The 17,218-nt window shown below is 62.5% G+C and carries 17 protein-coding genes and 1 tRNA gene; 9 read left to right on the top strand and 9 right to left on the bottom strand.

The features are described from left to right. Window positions 1-165 precede the first annotated feature (165 nt). The 3 genes from yidC to rpmH are packed head-to-tail and all read right to left on the bottom strand — an operon-like array spanning window position 166 to window position 2,680. A complete protein-coding gene (yidC, locus tag H2509_RS03605; protein ID WP_182162380.1) occupies window positions 166-1,965 on the bottom strand; it encodes a membrane protein insertase YidC in 1,800 nt (599 codons plus the stop codon). 50 nt (window positions 1,966-2,015) lie between these two features. Continuing rightward, complete coding sequence (gene rnpA / locus H2509_RS03600) at window positions 2,016-2,510, bottom strand: ribonuclease P protein component (RefSeq protein ID WP_328804967.1); 495 nt, start codon at window positions 2,508-2,510, stop codon at window positions 2,016-2,018. A gap of 35 nt (window positions 2,511-2,545) precedes the next feature. Further along, complete coding sequence (rpmH, locus tag H2509_RS03595; RefSeq protein WP_182162378.1) at window positions 2,546-2,680, bottom strand: 50S ribosomal protein L34; 135 nt, start codon at window positions 2,678-2,680, stop codon at window positions 2,546-2,548. 445 nt (window positions 2,681-3,125) lie between these two features. Here rpmH and H2509_RS03590 point away from each other — a divergent pair, with 445 nt between their 5' ends. From H2509_RS03590 to H2509_RS03570, 5 genes are all read left to right on the top strand, one after another. Continuing rightward, a complete protein-coding gene (locus tag H2509_RS03590) occupies window positions 3,126-3,905 on the top strand; it encodes a DUF547 domain-containing protein (protein WP_182162376.1) in 780 nt (259 codons plus the stop codon). A 37-nt stretch (window positions 3,906-3,942) separates the two neighbouring features. Then, window positions 3,943-4,701: a TVP38/TMEM64 family protein gene (locus H2509_RS03585; RefSeq protein WP_235974666.1), complete on the top strand. Its 759-nt coding sequence runs from the start codon at window positions 3,943-3,945 to the stop codon at window positions 4,699-4,701. A 49-nt stretch (window positions 4,702-4,750) separates the two neighbouring features. Continuing rightward, the gene (locus H2509_RS03580) at window positions 4,751-6,178 is read left to right on the top strand and encodes a dihydrolipoyl dehydrogenase family protein (protein ID WP_182162374.1); all 1,428 of its coding nucleotides are present in this window, start codon (window positions 4,751-4,753) and stop codon (window positions 6,176-6,178) included. Window positions 6,179-6,291: 113 nt separating this feature from the next. Next, entirely contained in the window at window positions 6,292-7,860 is a 1,569-nt protein-coding gene (locus H2509_RS03575; protein ID WP_328804965.1) for a HAMP domain-containing sensor histidine kinase, read from the top strand. A 252-nt stretch (window positions 7,861-8,112) separates the two neighbouring features. Beyond that, a tRNA-Arg gene (locus H2509_RS03570) sits at window positions 8,113-8,189 on the top strand. A gap of 99 nt (window positions 8,190-8,288) precedes the next feature. On the opposite strand, the gene H2509_RS03565 is transcribed toward H2509_RS03570, so the two are convergent. Further along, window positions 8,289-9,155: a DUF5677 domain-containing protein gene (locus tag H2509_RS03565; protein WP_182162372.1), complete on the bottom strand. Its 867-nt coding sequence runs from the start codon at window positions 9,153-9,155 to the stop codon at window positions 8,289-8,291. 109 nt (window positions 9,156-9,264) lie between these two features. Further along, window positions 9,265-9,453 carry a LysR family transcriptional regulator gene (locus H2509_RS03560; RefSeq protein ID WP_182162370.1) on the bottom strand — a complete coding sequence of 63 codons (189 nt, stop codon included), beginning with the start codon at window positions 9,451-9,453 and terminating at the stop codon, window positions 9,265-9,267. A 138-nt stretch (window positions 9,454-9,591) separates the two neighbouring features. On the opposite strand from H2509_RS03560, the gene H2509_RS03555 reads away from it, so the two are divergent. Continuing rightward, window positions 9,592-9,987: a (R)-mandelonitrile lyase gene (locus H2509_RS03555; RefSeq protein WP_182162368.1), complete on the top strand. Its 396-nt coding sequence runs from the start codon at window positions 9,592-9,594 to the stop codon at window positions 9,985-9,987. Window positions 9,988-10,036: 49 nt separating this feature from the next. Here the strand turns inward: H2509_RS03555 and H2509_RS03550 are convergent, their stop codons facing one another. Both H2509_RS03550 and H2509_RS03545 read right to left on the bottom strand, forming a co-directional pair. Next, window positions 10,037-11,002 carry a Gfo/Idh/MocA family protein gene (locus H2509_RS03550; RefSeq protein WP_182162366.1) on the bottom strand — a complete coding sequence of 322 codons (966 nt, stop codon included), beginning with the start codon at window positions 11,000-11,002 and terminating at the stop codon, window positions 10,037-10,039. A 231-nt stretch (window positions 11,003-11,233) separates the two neighbouring features. Continuing rightward, window positions 11,234-12,223 (bottom strand): substrate-binding domain-containing protein, encoded by a 990-nt coding sequence (locus H2509_RS03545; RefSeq protein ID WP_182162364.1) that lies wholly within the window; start codon window positions 12,221-12,223, stop codon window positions 11,234-11,236. Window positions 12,224-12,492: 269 nt separating this feature from the next. Between H2509_RS03545 and H2509_RS03540 the strand changes: the two genes are divergently transcribed. The 3 genes from H2509_RS03540 to H2509_RS03530 are packed head-to-tail and all read left to right on the top strand — an operon-like array spanning window position 12,493 to window position 15,323. Next, window positions 12,493-13,248, top strand: a complete 756-nt coding sequence (locus H2509_RS03540; protein WP_182162362.1) for an ATP-binding cassette domain-containing protein — start codon at window positions 12,493-12,495, stop codon at window positions 13,246-13,248. After that, entirely contained in the window at window positions 13,245-14,243 is a 999-nt protein-coding gene (locus H2509_RS03535) for an ABC transporter permease (protein ID WP_182162360.1), read from the top strand. The genes H2509_RS03540 and H2509_RS03535 overlap by 4 nt, the downstream gene beginning before the upstream one ends. Before the next feature lie 27 nt (window positions 14,244-14,270). Further along, window positions 14,271-15,323 (top strand): LacI family DNA-binding transcriptional regulator, encoded by a 1,053-nt coding sequence (locus tag H2509_RS03530; protein ID WP_235974663.1) that lies wholly within the window; start codon window positions 14,271-14,273, stop codon window positions 15,321-15,323. Window positions 15,324-15,342: 19 nt separating this feature from the next. On the opposite strand, the gene H2509_RS03525 is transcribed toward H2509_RS03530, so the two are convergent. Continuing rightward, a complete protein-coding gene (locus H2509_RS03525; protein WP_182162358.1) occupies window positions 15,343-16,251 on the bottom strand; it encodes an SMP-30/gluconolactonase/LRE family protein in 909 nt (302 codons plus the stop codon). Window positions 16,252-16,263: 12 nt separating this feature from the next. Further along, entirely contained in the window at window positions 16,264-17,214 is a 951-nt protein-coding gene (locus H2509_RS03520; RefSeq protein ID WP_182162356.1) for an ABC transporter permease, read from the bottom strand. Window positions 17,215-17,218 lie beyond the last annotated feature (4 nt).

The raw sequence follows: 17,218 nt of genomic DNA, 5'->3' as shown, positions 1-17,218 counted from the left end.
GCCTTCGATGCTGAAACGCCTTCAGCGGCCGTCTTCGGCCGCCTTCCTGCGCGAGGGAATTTCCCTCAGGCTCAGTGGATCATTGTCCCGGTTCTCCGACTGTGCGGTCCGGAGGCGGATTGTTCGCCGCCTCCGGCGTGTTCGATGCCGGTCAGAGGCGTGCCCCTAACTCTTGCCGCCTGCGGCCGCGTCGCGCTTGAAGGTGCTTTTCAGGTTGCCCCAAAGCTCCACCTTCACGCCCTGGCGCCGCATGATGACGTATTGCTGCGCGATCGACAGGAAGTTGTTCCAGGCCCAGTAGATTACCAGTCCGGCTGGGAAGGAAGCCAGCATGAAGGTGAAGATGATCGGCATCCAGTTGAAGATCATCTGCTGGGTCGGATCGGTGGGAGTCGGGTTCATCTTCATCTGGACGAACATGGTGACGCCCATGATGAGCGGCCACACGCCGATCAGCAGGAATGCGGGTACCGTCCAGGGGATCAGGCCGAACAGGTTGAAGATGGACGTCGGGTCCGGAGCGGACAGATCCTGGATCCAGCCGAAGAAGGGCGCGTGCCGCATCTCGATGGTGACGAAAAGCACCTTGTAGAGCGAGAAGAAGACCGGAATCTGGATCAAGATCGGCAGGCAGCCGGCCAGAGGATTGATCTTTTCCTTCTTGTAGAGCTCCATCAGGGCCTGCTGCTGCTTGGCCTTGTCATCCTTGAAGCGGTCGCGGATCTCCGTCATCTGCGGCTGCACGAGCTTCATCTTGCTCATGGAGACGTATGACTTGTTGGCAAGCGGGAAGAAGACCAGCTTCACAAGGACCGTGACAAGCAGGATGGCGACGCCGAAATTGCCGACCACCTTGAAAAGCCAGTCGATGACGAAGAACATTGGCTTGGTCAGGAAATAGAACCAGCCCCAGTCGATGAGCAGGTCGAACTGCTGCACGCCGACCGTTTCCTGATAGGCATCGAGCAGCGATTTCTGCTTGGCGCCGGCGAACAGGCTCGAAGAGATGGTTCCGGAGGCACCGGCCGCGATCTCGATCGGATTGCCGAGATAGTCGGCCTGGAAATTGTCGGCACCGGCCACGTAGGAGAAACGCGGCTGGAAGGTCTCGCCCGGCGTCGGGATAAGGGTCGCCGCCCAATACTTGTCGGTAATGCCGAGCCAGCCCTGGTCGACCTTTTCAGGCTTCACTTCGCCGTCCTCGGCCAGGTCTCCGTAATTGACCTCGCTCAGGCCTTCGTCTCCGAAAACACCGATCATGCCCTCGTGCAGGATATAGAAGCCTGCCGTCTCGGGCGTGCCATGACGGGTGATCAGGCCATAGGGGTAAAGCCGCACTGCCTGGCCGGTCCTGTTCTCGACCTGCTGCGTGACGGTGAACAGATAGTTCTCGTCGATCTCGAAAGTGCGCGAGAATACGAGGCCTGCGCCATTGTCCCACGTCAGCGTAACCGGTTTGCCCGGGGCGAGCGCGGCCCCCTCGGGGGCGGACCATCGCGTATCCGGGCCGGGCAGGGCAAAGCTCGCGCCCGATTCCGCCACGAAGCCGTATTCAGCGTAATAGGCGCCGGGCGCACCCTTGGGCGAGAAGAGCACGATCGTCGGGCTCTTCGGATCGACCGTCTCGCGATAATCCTTGAGGCGGAGGTCGTCGATGCGGGCGCCGACAAGGTTGAGCGAGCCGGAAACACGCGGTGTGTCGATCGAGATGCGGGGCGAACCGGCGAGTGCGGCTTCACGGGTGACGGGAGCGGCGGCGGTCGCAGGCGCTCCACCCGGCACAGTCGGTGCGCCTTCTTCCGTGGTCGACTGAACCTGCGGTGCCTGACCGCCTTGAGCTTCGACCTGCTCCTGCTGCTGGGCGCGCTGGCGTTCGATCTGCGGTGCCGCAATGAAATATTGCCATCCGAGCAGGACGATCAGCGACAGCACAATAGCGAGGATGGTGTTCCGGTGTTCGGCCATCGGTCTCGGTCACCCTTTCAATGGCGTTTTGTCTTCAATCGGCGCCTGATCTAGCGGTCGGAGCGGCGTTGATCGTCGCGGGCTTTCGCGGGGCGTCGTGGTCCCCGTGGCTTGCCTGACCTTCCCTTGCCCTCAGCCTTGCTGCCGGCCTGGCGCAGGCATTGCGCCAGATCGGTCGCCAGATCGGTGAATTTCTGGGTCAGCGCAGATTGCCGACCGACAATCACATAGTCGGTGCCCGGCCTTGCGCAATCCCCTACCTTGGCCATCGCGGCGCGGAGGCGGCGCTTGATGCGGTTGCGGACAACCGCGTTGCCCACCTTCTTCGTCACCGTATATCCCACGCGCGCCTGCGGTGCGTGGCCAGCCCGCGCGCGCGTGGCGCCGGCGGGGACCTCCGCGGCCACGGCATCGGCCGCGGAACCGCGCACGAGGGACTGCAACACAAAAGCGCGCCGATGTTGCCTGCCGCCCTTTTGCACGGCAAGAAACTCGGAGCGCTTTTTCAGTACCGGCAGGGGGTTGCGCGATGCTTCGTCCGTCACGAGCCCGCCTCCCGGCTAACTGGATGCGTCAGGCCTCAGGCGCTCAGACGCTTGCGGCCCTTGGCACGGCGGCGAGCCAGGACCTGACGGCCGTTCTTGGTTGCCATACGGGCACGGAAGCCATGACGGCGCTTCCGGATAAGGCGGCTCGGCTGATACGTACGCTTCATTGTTCTTTCTCCGCGCGAGCGGGGGCGCGCGGCCCTGCTTCTTGAAATTTCGTGCTGGAAAGCGTCCACCCACACGCCAAAAGCGCGCGGCCCGGCCAGGGCCGAATGGACGGCATGTCCCGGTCGTGCGCGCTTATACGAGGGCGGTGGGGCGAAGTCAATCGCAAGGGCGGCATTCCGGCGGGTATGCCGTGCCCTGCGGATGCGGTCACTATCCCCTCTCTCGCCATCAAATCCGGGTGAGGCGGCGCCGCTGGCGCAAATACTTGCTTACATTGTCAAAAGAAAGAATGGCGTCTTCCCTCCGACAGGGCCGGGATACCTGAATTTTATCGGTGCACGCCCGCTTCAAACGGATGAGTTCCTGCAATGGCGAGAGGTCATGACGAATAAGGCGCCACACGCCAGCGAAACGGATGCGCCTGCGGGAACGCGAGGCGCAGCAATGTCACGCCGCCATTTTCTGGCCGGCGTCGGCGCCGGCGCGGCGGTATTTTGCATCCTTGCCGCCCGTCCCGCCCGGGCGCAGGTCCGCCACGACGCCTGGACGGCCCTGTTGGAGACCTATGTCGTCGAATCGCCGGACGGTATCAATCGCGTGCGGTATGCGCGCTTCAAGGAAGAGGCGGGTGCGGTTCTGGACGACTATCTAGCCTCCCTTCAGGCCAGTCGGGTTTCCGCCCTGGGCCGCGCGGAGCAATTCGCCTTCTGGGCCAACCTCTACAATGCGCTCACGGTCCGGGTGATTCTCGATCACTATCCGGTCGCCTCGATCCGCGACATCAACCTCGGCGGCGGCTTCTTCGCCCGCGGGCCGTGGAAGAAGGAACTCGTCAATGTCGAGGGACGCAGCCTGTCCCTGGACGATATCGAACACGGGATCCTTCGCCGGGATTTCGGCGACCCCCGCGTCCACTATGCTCTCAATTGCGCGTCGATCGGATGTCCCAACCTGCAGCGCCAGGCGTTTTCCGGCGATCGGCTGGAGGCGATGCTGGATGAAGGCGCGAGAGCCTATGTCAACCATCCCCGCGGATTGACGGTCGACGGCGGACGCATAACCGCGTCGCGGATCTACGACTGGTTCGCCGAGGATTTCGGGGACGGAACCGCGATCCGGCGCCATTGGCTGGCCTACGCGGAATCGGGACTTGCCTCACAATTGCGGGAAGCGGATGGTGTGGCGGGTTACGCCTATGACTGGGGGCTCAACGATGCGGGCTGACCGCGACCCGATGGCGGGTGCCGGGGGAAAGGACGTCATGACCGAGGGCCTCTGGATCCGGTTGCGGCGCTGGCTTCCCTTGCTGGCGATCGTTGCGCTGATGTCCATCGGCTTCGCGCTCGGGTGGCACCGCCACCTCACGCTTTCGACGCTCATCAAGGAGCGAGCGCGGCTCGTCGGTTACGTCGAAGCCAATCTCCTGATCGCCGCGCTGACCTATATCGCCATCTACATCGTCTCGGTGGCCCTTTCCTTCCCGGGAGCATCCATTCTTACCATCGTCGGCGGCTTCCTGTTCGGCTGGTTCCTTGGCGGCACGCTGACGGCGGTGGGGGCGACCATCGGCGCATGCTGCATTTTTCTCGCAGCGCGCAGTTCGCTCGGCGCTGCGCTGAAGGCCAAGGCCGGACCGTTCGTCAACCGCCTCGCGAAGGGCTTCCGGGACGATGCCTTCAACTACCTGCTGTTCCTGCGCCTGACGCCGATCTTCCCCTTCTGGCTCGTCAATATCGCGCCGGCTCTCTTCGATGTTCGCCTGCGCGTCTACGCGTGGGCGACCTTCATCGGCATCCTGCCGGGCACCTACGCCTATTCCTTCGTCGGAACCGGCCTCGACAGCATCATCGAAGCACAGGAAGCGGCGAATCCGGGCTGCGCGGCGGCGGGCAGCTGCCGGGTCGATATCGCTGCCCTGGTGACGCCGGAAATCATCATCGCCTTTGCAGCACTTGGCATCGTCTCCCTCCTGCCGGTCGTGATCAGGAAGCTTCGCGGCGGCCGTCGCGGCGGCGAATAAAGGCCGCTCCCGGCCGCCTCTCCCATCAGCAAAATCAAGGACATCAGGCATGGCGCGCAACCTCACCCCCGACATCTGCGTGATCGGCGCCGGTTCGGGCGGGCTTACGGTCGCGGCGGCCGCGGCAAGCTTCGGCGTCGACGTGGTGCTGGTGGAAAAGGGCTTGATGGGCGGAGACTGCCTGAACTACGGCTGCGTGCCTTCCAAGGCCCTTATCGCCGCCGCTGAGCGTGCGCATGCCGCCCGCATGAGCGCGCAGTTCGGGGTTCATGTGGACGGCCTGCGCGTCGATTTCGCGCAAGTGCATGACCATGTGCATGACGTCATCGCCGGAATTGCCCCGCACGATTCGGTCGAACGTTTCGAGGGGCTCGGCGTCACTGTGATCCAGGCGGAGGGGAGATTCGTCGATCCGTCGACCGTGGTTGCAGGCGACGCCACGATCAAGGCGCGCCGATTTGTCATCGCGACCGGTTCTCGCGCTGCGGTTCCGCCGATTCCGGGTCTCGACAAGGCGGCCTATCTGACCAACGAGACCGTTTTCGAACTCACCCGCTTGCCCGACCACCTGATCATCATCGGCGCCGGTCCGATCGGACTCGAGCTTGCGCAAGCCCATCGCAGGCTGGGGGCGGAGGTGACGGTGGTCGAGGCGGAAAAGGCTCTGGGTCGCGACGATCCGGAACTGGCGGCGATCGTGCTCGATCGGGTTCGCGCGGAAGGCGTGGAAATCCTCGAGCAGGCGAAAGTCGTGCGGGTCGAGGAAGGTGGTGCCGGACCGGCGGTTGTTGTCGAAGCCAGCGGAGACGAGCGCAGGATCGAAGGATCCCATCTGCTTGTGGCAACCGGCCGGCGTCCGAATGTGGAAAATCTTGGCCTCGATGCGGCCGGCATCGCTTTCGACAGGCGGGGAATAACGGTCGACAAGGGACTTCGCACCTCCAATCGCAAGGTCTACGCGATCGGCGATGTGGCGGGAGGCCTGCAGTTTACTCATGTTGCCGGCTATCACGCGGGCCTGGTGGTGCGGTCGATCCTGTTCCGCCTTCCCGTTCGCGACGATCGCGACATGATGCCGCGGGTGACCTTCACCAGCCCGGAAATCGGAGGGGTCGGTCTGAGCGAAGCGCAGGCACGCAGCCGTTTTGCGGATCGGGTGCGTGTCGTGAAGGCCGCCTATTGCGGAAATGACCGGGCGCGCGCGGAGCGGACCACGGATGGGATGGTCAAGCTCGTGATCGGGCCGCGCGGGCGCCTTCTTGGGGCGGAAATCGTCGGTTCGGCGGCCGGCGAAGTGGTCAATCTGCTGTCGCTTGCCCTGTCGCGCGGCGTCAAGGTAGGTCAGCTTGCGGGCTTCGTCTCTCCCTATCCCACACTGAGCGAGGTCGTGAAGCGGGCGGCGATCTCCTACTACGCCGATGCGCCCAAAAACCTGTGGGTGCGGCGGATCGTGGGATTCCTCTCAAAGTTCGGTTAGTATTTTCAGCAAGCGGCAAAAAATGTCGAGCCGCGCCGCAACGCATGCGGTGTCGTAGAGGATGATAGCGTCCGTTTGCAGCGCCCGATACAAGGCGCGGGAGAAGTGCTTAGGTGAGCGAAAGCGACGGCAAGCATCCGCTGCCAGAGGACGAGCAGTCCGAGGCTGCAGCGGCGAGCAAAGAGGAAGCAGGCGAACCGGCGCAAACGGAGCGCGGCGACAACCCGCGAAGGGAGGGGGCCGACCGCCCGCGCTGGGGCGGCCTCTCCGCAAAGCTGCTGCTGCTGACGGTTCTTTTCGTGATGCTGAGCGAGGTGATGATCTACGTCCCCTCGATCGCCAATTTCCGCAACAACTGGCTGAACCAGCGGCTGACGACCGCAGGCGTGGCCGCCACGGTGCTGGTCGAAACCAACACCGTTACGCAGCGGCTACAGGAAGAGTTGCTGAATTCGACCGGCGCGGTCGCCATTTCGCTCGATGAGGGCAGCCGCCGGCGGCTCATCGCCATCAGCCCGACGCCTCTGACCATCGACAGCACGGCGGACATGAGTGCGATGTCGCCCCAACGGGCCATCGCGGAAAGTTTTGCCGTCCTGTTGAGCGACGGGGCGGGCCTGATGCGGGTGGTTGGCCTGTCCCAGATGGGGGCGGGCGTACGCGTTGACATGGTGTTGCCGGAAAAGCTGCTGCGCGACGATATGCTGGCCTTTTCGGTTCGCATCCTGGGGCTTTCCATATTCATCTCGGCGATCACCGCGACGCTGGTCTATTTCAGCCTGCGCTGGCTGTTCCTGCGGCCAATGCAGCGCCTGACGACTTCCATGGCACGATTTGCCGAGGCGCCGGACGACGCGTCGCGGATCATCGTTCCTTCGCGCCGCCGCGACGAGATCGGCGATGCCGAGAGCCGTCTCGCGTCGATGCAGGAGACGTTGAAGGAAACGCTTGGCCAGCAACGGCACCTGGCCGATCTCGGGCTTGCCGTCTCAAAGATCAATCACGACCTGCGCAATCTGCTGGCCTCCGCGCAGCTGTTTTCCGAAAGCCTTGAAAGTATCCCCGACCCGACCGCCAAGCGACTTGCGCCGAAGATCATCGCGGCGCTTGACCGGGCGATCGGCTACACCCAGTCGGTGCTTGCCTATGGCCGCACCAAGGAAGCCCCGCCCGAGCGGCGTCTGGTACGTTTGAATCGGGTGGTGGAGGATGTGGGCGACATTCTCGGCCTGACCGGTCACGAAGCGATCCAGTTCGATAACCTGGTTGTTGCCGGGATCGAAGTGGATGCCGACCCCGAGCAACTCTTCCGGGTGCTGATGAACCTTGTGCGCAACGCCATGCAGGCGCTGGAGGCGAAATCTGACCCGGCACTTGTCTGCCGCATCAGCGTGGAGGGCGAGCGCGAAGGCGGCGTCGTGGTCATTCGGGTCAGCGACACGGGGCCGGGAATTCCCGACAGGATCCGTCAGTCGCTGTTCCAGCCCTTCCAGGCTTCCACCAAGCGCGGCGGCACCGGGCTTGGCCTTGCGATTGCCGCGGAACTCGTGCGGGCACATGGCGGCGTGATCCGTCATGTCGATCGTCCGGGTCCGGGGACGACCTTCGAGATCGTCCTGCCCGACAGGGCCGTGGATATCGGCGAATGGCGGGAGCGCTCCAGGCGGCTCCAGGCATCGTGACGGCGGCCTGGCCATTTCGCGTGGCCCCGGTGGGGAATTTTCTGCGAGACCGGACGGTGGGCCTGTCGGACCTCATTTATCCGCGTTTTCAACAGGCTGTGGCGAAAGCGAAAAAAGAAGGCCGGCGCTCTTGCAATCGCTGAATGGGCAGAGTAGAGGTAGCGCCCTGTTCAGGGTGGTTTGAACGGATCGGGCGGCGCCCGGCAGTTCCTGAGAAGATCGGCTTCGGCGGATCGCAACACCCGAAGGCAAGCACCGGTAGCTCAGCTGGATAGAGCACCAGACTACGAATCTGGGGGTCGGGAGTTCGAATCTTCCCCGGTGCGCCATATTTCTCCGGATACGATTCGGGCTGGCGACGGTCGGAGACCTAGTCCCTGCGCATGACGGTGCAGCTATCCTGCTGATGGCGACGTAGTGACCTGCCGTTACTCGCGGTATTGCGCGTCGAACCGCTTGAACAACGTGACGTTCACGCGCTCGATCCAGTCCATCACGCCGCGCAGGTTTTCGTCATAGGCATCGATGTGCTCAAGCCAAAGGCGGAAGGGTCGGTTCGTGAACTTCAGCGTCGGTGAGACGTAGCGAATGTCGGCCGGATGGCTGAACGGAAACGCCGAGAACGTGCCGTCGTCGTTCCTTGAGAGGCACCAGTCCATCGACTCATTCCAGGAGCCGTGAATGGACTCGGACATCATCCCGTAGGTGGCGGCGTACAGATCGGCGTGCTCGACTTCCGAGAAAATTTCATAAAAGGACTTTCCCTGAATTCTCCACCTGTTCCGCTTTTGAACATCGAAGTCGTTCGCGGTCAGGCTCTCGAAGTCCATTTTCTCGCGGACAGACTTGAGCAGGCGCTTGCCCGCCTTCGTGTCATAGAAGGCCGAGCCGTTCTCAAGATCGTGCAGAATGCGCAGGCGGTCTTTGTAAGAGCACTTCCGGTAATCCTCGACGACGGACGGACCGCTTGCCATCAGATAGGAGGCGACAACAGACGCCTCGATCAGAGGGCGCTCAAGGATGCTGATTATCTCAGCGTTGTCCTCTTCGTAGTAGCGGATGACTTCCTTGAGCAGCTTCCAGACCCGCACCAGCAGGCCGAGGATTGGAGCGTCGTCGAGAGAAAAGCCCGTGGGATTGCGCTCCACGTTCTTTATCCGCGTCAGGCAGTCATAGATTTTCGCAACGTCCTTGTAGAAGGCGAGCGCGAACCAGTTGAGGTCTTCCTGCGATTTTGCGATTTGCTCGACATAAGTGGCATCGTATTTCTCAGTTATTTGGCGAATCTCATCCATGACGCCATTCTAACTGATCGAGGGTTTGAGCACACCCGGGCTACCGGACTGGGCCCACCTAGGCAAGCCATACTCACGGACGACTCCTGCGAAGCTCTGCAGCCGGAAATTAAAGAGCGGCGACAATGACATACGAATTCCCAGTTTCGTCCTCTCCGATGCGCGTTTCCAAATCGCTGGTAATCTGGCTGAGAGCGGACTGTGGCGCATCCAAACTGACCGCGGCGCTGGTGAAACCCTGCCCGCTTGCTGCCGCGAGGAACGCTGCCAGGTCGTCCGTATTTTCGCGTCTCATCATCGGCTCACCCAATTAGTCCATTCGTGAAATAAGGGATAATCTGGCGAGGGAAATGGAATTACCTTCTGTCTGAAGGGCCGTGAGCTCGATACCCGGGTGATCGAAATCGATATTTCCAAGAGACGAAGGAGGCCCTGAATGAAAATTCAGCGCAGCGGTTCGCAGCCTTCCGGCAAGGGGCCCGAAGACTACTTCACCGGCAGCGTGCGGATTGATCCATTGATGAGCCTCCCGGAACCGTCGCGCGTTGCCGGAGTGAGCGTGACGTTCGAGCCGGGCGCGCGCACGGCATGGCACACGCATCCGTTCGGCCAGACGCTGATCGTCACGGCCGGTTGCGGTTGGGTCCAGCGCGAGGGCGGCCCGGTCGAGGAGATCCGCCCTGGCGACGTCGTCTGGTTCGAACCGGGAGAGAAGCACTGGCACGGCGCCACGCCCGCAACGGCCATGACGCATATCGCCATTCAGGAAAAGCTGGACGGTTCGCCGGTCACCTGGATGGAGCATGTCACGGACGAGCAATATCGACGTTGATTGCCTCGGCCTGATACGGATTATCGCGCCGTGTGGAACATCGGCGCGACTACTCAGCAATCGCGGCGAAGACGCGATCGAGCATGGCCTGCGTGCCGCGCGCGTTTTCAAGCGTCCAGGGATAGGGCGCCTTGTCGCGCAGGGTCCGGCCGAAATTTTCTACCTGCAGCTTGTATTGCCGGGTGCCGGGATAGCGGAAATGCGTGATCGTCTTGTCGTCGCGCTCCAGGACCAGCTTTTCCTCGCCGAAGATCGCCGCATTGAACGGAGCGGTGACGCGAAGCACGGCCTTGTCGCCATGGAAGACGACTTCCTGCCGGGGAGCCATGCGGGTCGAGGTCATGCTCTTGAAGGTGAAGGACGGAAAGCGCGCCCAGACATGGGCGGTGGTGTCGACGCCGTTCTCCCACTCCGCCTTCGCCTCGACGTCGACGGGTTCCTCGCCCGTCGCCCAGCGAACCGAGCCCATCGTGTAGACGCCGATGTCCCGAATGCCGCCGCCGCCGACATCGGCCCGATTGCGGATATTTCCGGCATCGGGGTTGTTGTAGCTGAAGGAGACGTCGACATGCACGAGACGGCCGATCGCGCCTTCGGCCAGCAGCTCCCGAGCCTTGAGCCACTGCGGATGATGAACGATCATGTAGGCCTCGGCGCAGAAGAGGCCGGTTGAATCGCGCAGCGCGATCAACTCGTCGATCTCCTCGGCCGCCATGGCGATCGGCTTTTCCGTCAGGACGTGCTTGCCGGCCTTGAGAGCTTTCTTCGACCAATCGACGTGCAGCGTGTTCGGCAGCGGAATGTAGACCGCGTCGATATCGTCGGATGCCAGAAGCTCGTCATAGGACTGAACGCGGATGTTCGGGCAAAAGGCGCGGAATGCGCCGGCCTTGGCCGGTGAGGAGGTGCCGAGCGCAACAAGCTCGGCGTCGTCGGCTTCGTGGATCGCCGGGCCCATCATCGTGGCCGCGAAATTCGATGCGCCAAGAATGCCCCAGCGGATTGGATTGGTCATCGTTCCGTCCCCGTTCATTTACGACTAGTGTGACTAGCGTTCTTCTAGAACGCCTTCCGATCAGGCGGTACCATCTGATCGATAAGAAAGCGCTCAAGAATCAATGGTTTTGAGCAAATCGAACCGATCGTGAGGTTAGCCCACCTGGAGCGGCAAGCCTGATCAAAAAATATGCCCCGCGCCACCGGTTGTCGCGGGCGGCACGGGGCATTGATCGTTGAAGCACAGGGCTCAGTTGTTGGCGCAGAAGCCCGGATCTTCCTCGTTGCAAACGTCAAGTCCGGTATAGAGAGGGTCGTCGACCTTCTCGCCGTTGATGAGCTGGATCATCACGTCGGGAGCGCGATACCCCATCTCGAAGGGGCGCTGCCCGACCTGCGCATGGCTGCGGCCGTCGCGAAAGGCCTGTGTCTGCGGCGGCAGCGTGTCGCCGGCAATAATGATCAGGTCCCTGGACTTCAGTTTGTCCATCACCTGGTCTGTCACCTGGGCGTAGGCCTGCGGCGCGAACTGCGCCCAGCCGCCGATGAGGATGAATGCGTCCAGGTCCGGATTGGCAGTGAAGGTATCTGCCATCTGCTGATTGGCCAGGTCGGCCTGGTCATTGGTGAAGACCGGGCAGCCATCGATTTCGGTCCAGCCGTTCTGGCCGGTCAGCCGCTCTATGCCCTTCTCGCCGCTGGCCGTGTCGCGGAAGCCCTGCGCGCGCGCATTGATGTTGTCGGCCGCGACATTACCAAGTTGCAGGCAGACCGTTCCGCCGTCCGGCTTCAGCGCCATGGCTTGCTCGGCCATCTTGACGCCCATCAGATAGTTGTCCGTACCCAGATAGGTTGCACGCAGATCGCGGTCCTTTTCCAGGAAATCGGCGTCGATGGTCATGACCGGCACGGTGGGGGCAATCTGACGGATGCGGTTCGCCATGGCAGGCGCGTTGGATGGCGAGATGGCGATGGCCGCAACGCCTTTCGTCAGGAGGTCATCGACAATCTGGACTTCGCCAGCCTCGTCGGCCGAAGAGGCGGGGCCCGTGTAGAGGCATTGATATTCGCTGTCCTTGTTCTCGGACATCCACTTCTGGCAGCCAAGGTTGATCTGCTCGAAGAACGGATTGTCGAGCCCCTTGACCACGATGGCCAGGGTCTTCTTGTCCTGGGCCTGGCCGGCGCCAACAGTAACCGCAAGCAGCGCGGCTGCCGCCAGGAGACTGGTTATTCTCATGTCATCCTCCCTGATGCACTAGTCCGCGACTTTGGTGGTCTGCTCTGGCGCGCTCTTTTGACTTGGCGCTTCGATCGCCGGGTCGCGGGGCCCGGCGTTTCTACATGTCCGGTATCCAAAGTTGGGCTTTTCTATTCAGCATTGCGCCATACGTGCGCCGGTATTCAAAAATTACGTAACGGTAGATTTGATGATAATATTTGCTAATAATATTAAGTCAACAGCTCTGGAGGCGGTGTTTCCGTAGAGGGAACAGGGAGGAGGCCACCTTGGAAAGATTGAGGCTCGAGGGGGTCGGAAAGCATTTCGGTGCGATCCGGGCACTCGATGACGTGTCGCTGACGCTCGCGGGCGGCGAAGTGCTGGGCCTGATGGGAGACAACGGCGCCGGCAAGTCCACTCTCGTCAAGATCATTGCAGGCAACTTCCGGCCTTCGCATGGCTCGATCTATCTGGAGGGAGAGACGTGCGACTTTCACCGGCCAAGGGATGCCCAGAGATCCGGGATTGAAGTCGTCTACCAGGACCTCGCGCTTTGCGACAACATGAGCGCGGCTTCGAACGTCTTTCTGGGGCGCGAACTGAAGAAGTCCTTCGGTCCGGTTCGCATCATCGACTATCGATCGATGCATAGAAAAGCCGGCGAACTGTTTGCGCAGCTCAAGTCCGAGACCCGGCCGCGCGACCTCGTGCGACGCATGTCCGGGGGCCAGCGCCAGGCGGTGGCGATAGCGCGAACATTGCTTGCCGAACCACGCGTCGTGCTGATGGACGAGCCGACGGCGGCGATTTCAGTCAGGCAAGTGGCGGAAGTGCTCGAGCTCATCCGGCGGCTGCGCGACCGGGGAATATCGGTGCTCCTGATCAGCCACCGCATGCCCGACGTCTTTTCCGTCTGTGACCGGATCGCTGTGCTGAGGCGTGGAGAACTGGTCGCCGACATGCTGACCGAAACCACATCGCCTGAAGAAGTGACCGGGCTCATCACCGGAGCTATCGACAGTATTCAACGGGTGCCCGCATGACAGTTTCGCTCGAAAAGGCGATCGGCCACAGCCAGCACGGCACATTGCTGTCGCGGCTGATGAACCAGCAGGTCTTCTGGGTATTTATCGCCGCAGCGCTCGGCTGCATTTCCTTGACGCTGGTGACGGATACGTTCGCGACTGAACGCAACCTCTTCAACGTCACCCGCAATTTCGCCTTCGTTGGCATCATTGCGATCGGTATGACGACGGTCATCGCTTCCGGCGGGATCGACCTGTCCGTCGGTGCGTCGGTGGTGCTGTCGGCCGTGGTGATCGGCGTTGCGATGTCTTCCGGCCTCGGCTTCTGGCCGTCGGCGCTGCTCGCGCTTGGCGCGTCGCTGCTTGTCGGTTTCGTCAATGGCATCGTGATCGCCTATCTCGGCATACCGCCCTTTGTAGTGACGCTTGGAATGCTGTCGCTGGCGCGCTCGCTGGCCCTCGTCCTGTCGAACAACAGGATGATCTACGAGTTCGGGCCGGACCACGACCTGCTGCTGGCGCTGGGCGGTGGCAACGTCCTCGGCATCCCGAACCCGCTCATCGTCATGGTGGTGCTGGCGCTGGTGATGAGCTTCGTCTTCCGCTGGACGCGCTGGGGGCAGTATGTGTTCGCGATCGGCGGCAACGAAAACGCCGCGACCCTGACCGGCATTGCCGTGCAGCGGACGAAGGTGACGATCTACATGTTCTCGTCCTTCACCGCAGGCGTGGCGGGCATCCTGATGGTCGGCTGGCTCGGCAGCGTGACCACGAATCTCGGCACGGCGATGGAGCTGACGGTGATCGCGGCGGCGGTCATCGGGGGAGCCAATCTTGCCGGCGGCGAGGGTACCGTGCTGGGCGCCGTGGTCGGTGCCCTGCTGATCGAGGTTATCCGCAACTCGCTGATCCTGCTTGGAATCTCCACCTTCTGGCAAGGCGCCTTCATCGGGACGTTCATCGTCGTGGCGGTCGCATTCGAGCGGATCCGGGCGCTTAGGGGGCAGGACTAGCAACCGGAAGCCCGTTGAAAGGATGGCATGAGCATCAAGGACCAATACAGGGTGCAACTTGCCGGACCGAGACCGCAGCCGACCATGATGGATGTTGCGGCGCAGGCCGGCGTGTCGCAGGCAACCGTTTCCCTGGTGCTCAACGGCAATCCGGGAGCCCGTTTCAGCGCGGACACGAGAAGCCGGGTGAAGCGGGCGGCGGAGGATTTGGGCTACCAGCTTGTGCGTCGGGGCAAGCGGGTTGCTCCCCTCGACCAGACGGTGATCGGATTCATCGCCGACGAGGTGACGACCGACCCATGGATGGCCCTTGCCTTCGACGGCGCGCGGGAAAAGGCGCTCGAATACGGAATGTCCGCCTGCATGGCGATCACTCCCGGCGATCCGGAGGCGGATACGTTCGTTGTCGATCAGATGCGGCAAAAGCCGCTGCTGGGGATGGTGTTCGGGACGATCCTGACACGCCGGATCAAGCCGACCGCCGCCATGCTGGAACAACCGACCGTGCTCCTCAATTGCTACGATGCCGAGCGGCGCCTGCCCTCCGTTCTTCCGGGCGATGTCGTGGGAGGCCGGGTTGCGACCGAACAACTGATCCTGGCGGGACGCAGAAGGATCGGAATGATCAACGGCCAGCCGGGCCTGGATGCCAGCCGCGACAGGCTCAGGGGCTACCGGCAGGCGCTCGCCAGCCACGACATTCCGTTCGACCCGGAGCTTGTGCGGCCCGGCAATTGGGAGCCTTCGGCCGGGTATGAGATGACGCGCGAGCTGATGTCACTTTCGGGACCGCCCGACGCGATCTTCTGCGCGAACGACATGATGGCGATGGGCTGCTATGACGCTCTCAGGGAACTTGGATTGCGCATTCCCGAGGATGTTGCCGTAGTCGGCTTCGACGATCGCGAGATTGCGCAATTCATGCGGCCACCACTGACCACGCTGCTGCTGCCTTTCAGGGAAATGGGAGCGATCGCAGCCGAGATGTTGATCGAAAAGGCGAGAGGGTCGGCCGCGAGACCCACCCAGATCAAGGTCGAATGCCAGGTGGTTCCCCGTCAGTCGGTCGCTTTCGGCTAGCCCTGTCTTCGATCCTGCATCAGGTCAGGCCGCGCGCGTTGACATAGATCGAGCGCAAGGTCGTTGTGGCGCAAATGAAGAGGCGATTGCGTTTCGGGCCACCGAAACAGATATTCGCCACCACCTCGTCGATCAGGATCTTGCCGAGAAGCGTCCCGTCGGGCGAAAAGCAATGCACGCCGTCGCCGGCGGATGACCAGATATTGCCGTTGGTATCCAGACGAAAGCCATCGAAGAGGCCTGCGTCGCAGGAGACGAAATCCGCGCCGGGCCCGAGCGAGGCGCCGTCCGGCTTGACCGGGTATTTGCGGATGACCGGCGTGCAGTCCGGGAAATGGGTCTTGCCGGTGTCGGCGACGTAAAGGACGGATTCATCGGCGGAGAATGCCAGTCCGTTCGGCTGCTTCATGTCGTCGATGACGCGGCTGATCTTGCCGGACGGATCGATGCGATAGACATGCCGCCCGTCCTGCTCCATCGGCGCGGCATCGCCCTCGTAGTCGCTGTCGATTCCGTAGGAGGGGTCGGTAAACCAGATCGAGCCGTCCGATTTCACGACGACGTCGTTCGGGGAATTGAGACGCTTGCCATCGTAACTGTCCGCGAGGACCGTATAGGAGCCGTCGATCTCGTATCGGCTAACGCAGCGGCCACGGTGTTCGCAGGAAATCAGCCGCCCCTCGCGATCGACCGTATGTCCGTTCTGGTTGCGGCACGGCTGCTCGAATGTGGAGACATGGCCGCTTGTTTCGTCCCAGCGCAGCAGGCGGTCGTTCGGGATGTCGGACCAGACGAGATAGCGCCCGGCCGCGAAGTAGGCCGGTCCTTCCGTCCAGCGCCCGCCGCTCCACAGGACGTCGATATTCGCATTGCCGTGGATGAGGCCGGCAAAGCGCTCATCGTGGATCTGGTAATGTGCGCCGGGCATGGCTGTTTCCCCCTACGACGTCACTTGCTGGTTGCGGCCATAGACCAGCAGCATGCCGATGATCACGGCGCCGTAGATAATCTGACGGCCTGCTTCCGGCATCTGCATGATCGACAGAACAGAATTGAGAAGCACAATGAGAATGACGCCCACCAACGTGCCGGCATAGCGCCCCCTGCCGCCCAGGATATGCGTGCCGCCGAGCACCACCGCGGCGATCGCCGGCAGCAGGAAGGCATTGCCCATGCCCTGATAGGCCTTGGCGGAATAGCCCGTCAGCAATACGCCTGCGATGGCCGCGCACAGGCTTGACGTGACGAATGCGCCGACGATCACCCATTTCGTGCGGATGCCGGAGAGGTAGGCGGCGCCCTCCCTGGAACCCGTGGCGTAGATCGAGCGGCCGAAACCGGTGCGAGTGAGAATAAGCGCGATGACGAGGGATACGGCGGCCCAGACGAAAATCGCGACCGGTATCCCCAAAATGCGGTCCTTCGCGAGGAACAACATCAATGGCGTTGCGGTATCCTGCGGTGCGAAGCCGCCCGTCTGCGCCACCATCAGCCCGCGAAGCATGGTATCGACGCCGAGGGTGAAGATCATCGAGGGAATGCGCAGATAGGCAACGCCGAATCCGTTCAGCAGCCCGACTGCAAGTCCGACGGCGAGGGCCGTTGGCACCGCCATATCGCCGCCGACCGCCGTTGCCGTCATCGCGGCTGCCGTCAATGTCCACGGCACGGACAGGTCGATCTGGCCGAGCAGGATCACCATCATCATGCCGGCGGCGCATATGCCGAGGAATGCGCCCGTCTGCAATTGCTGCAGCAGGTAGTTCGGCGAGAGGAGCGGCGTCGTCCCGGTCGTCGATAAGGTATAGGCGGTGCCGGCCGCCAGAATGGCGGCGATGAAAAGCGACGCGATAACGATGGGCCGGTTCTCGGGGGCGACTGACAAGCGCATGGCG

It is taken from the genome of Stappia albiluteola (assembly GCF_014050225.1).
In the GTDB taxonomy this organism is placed as follows: Bacteria; Pseudomonadota; Alphaproteobacteria; order Rhizobiales; family Stappiaceae; genus Hongsoonwoonella; species Hongsoonwoonella albiluteola.
The sequence above is the reverse complement of the archived record's forward strand: the minus strand, read 5'-3'. Positions and strand labels throughout refer to the sequence as shown.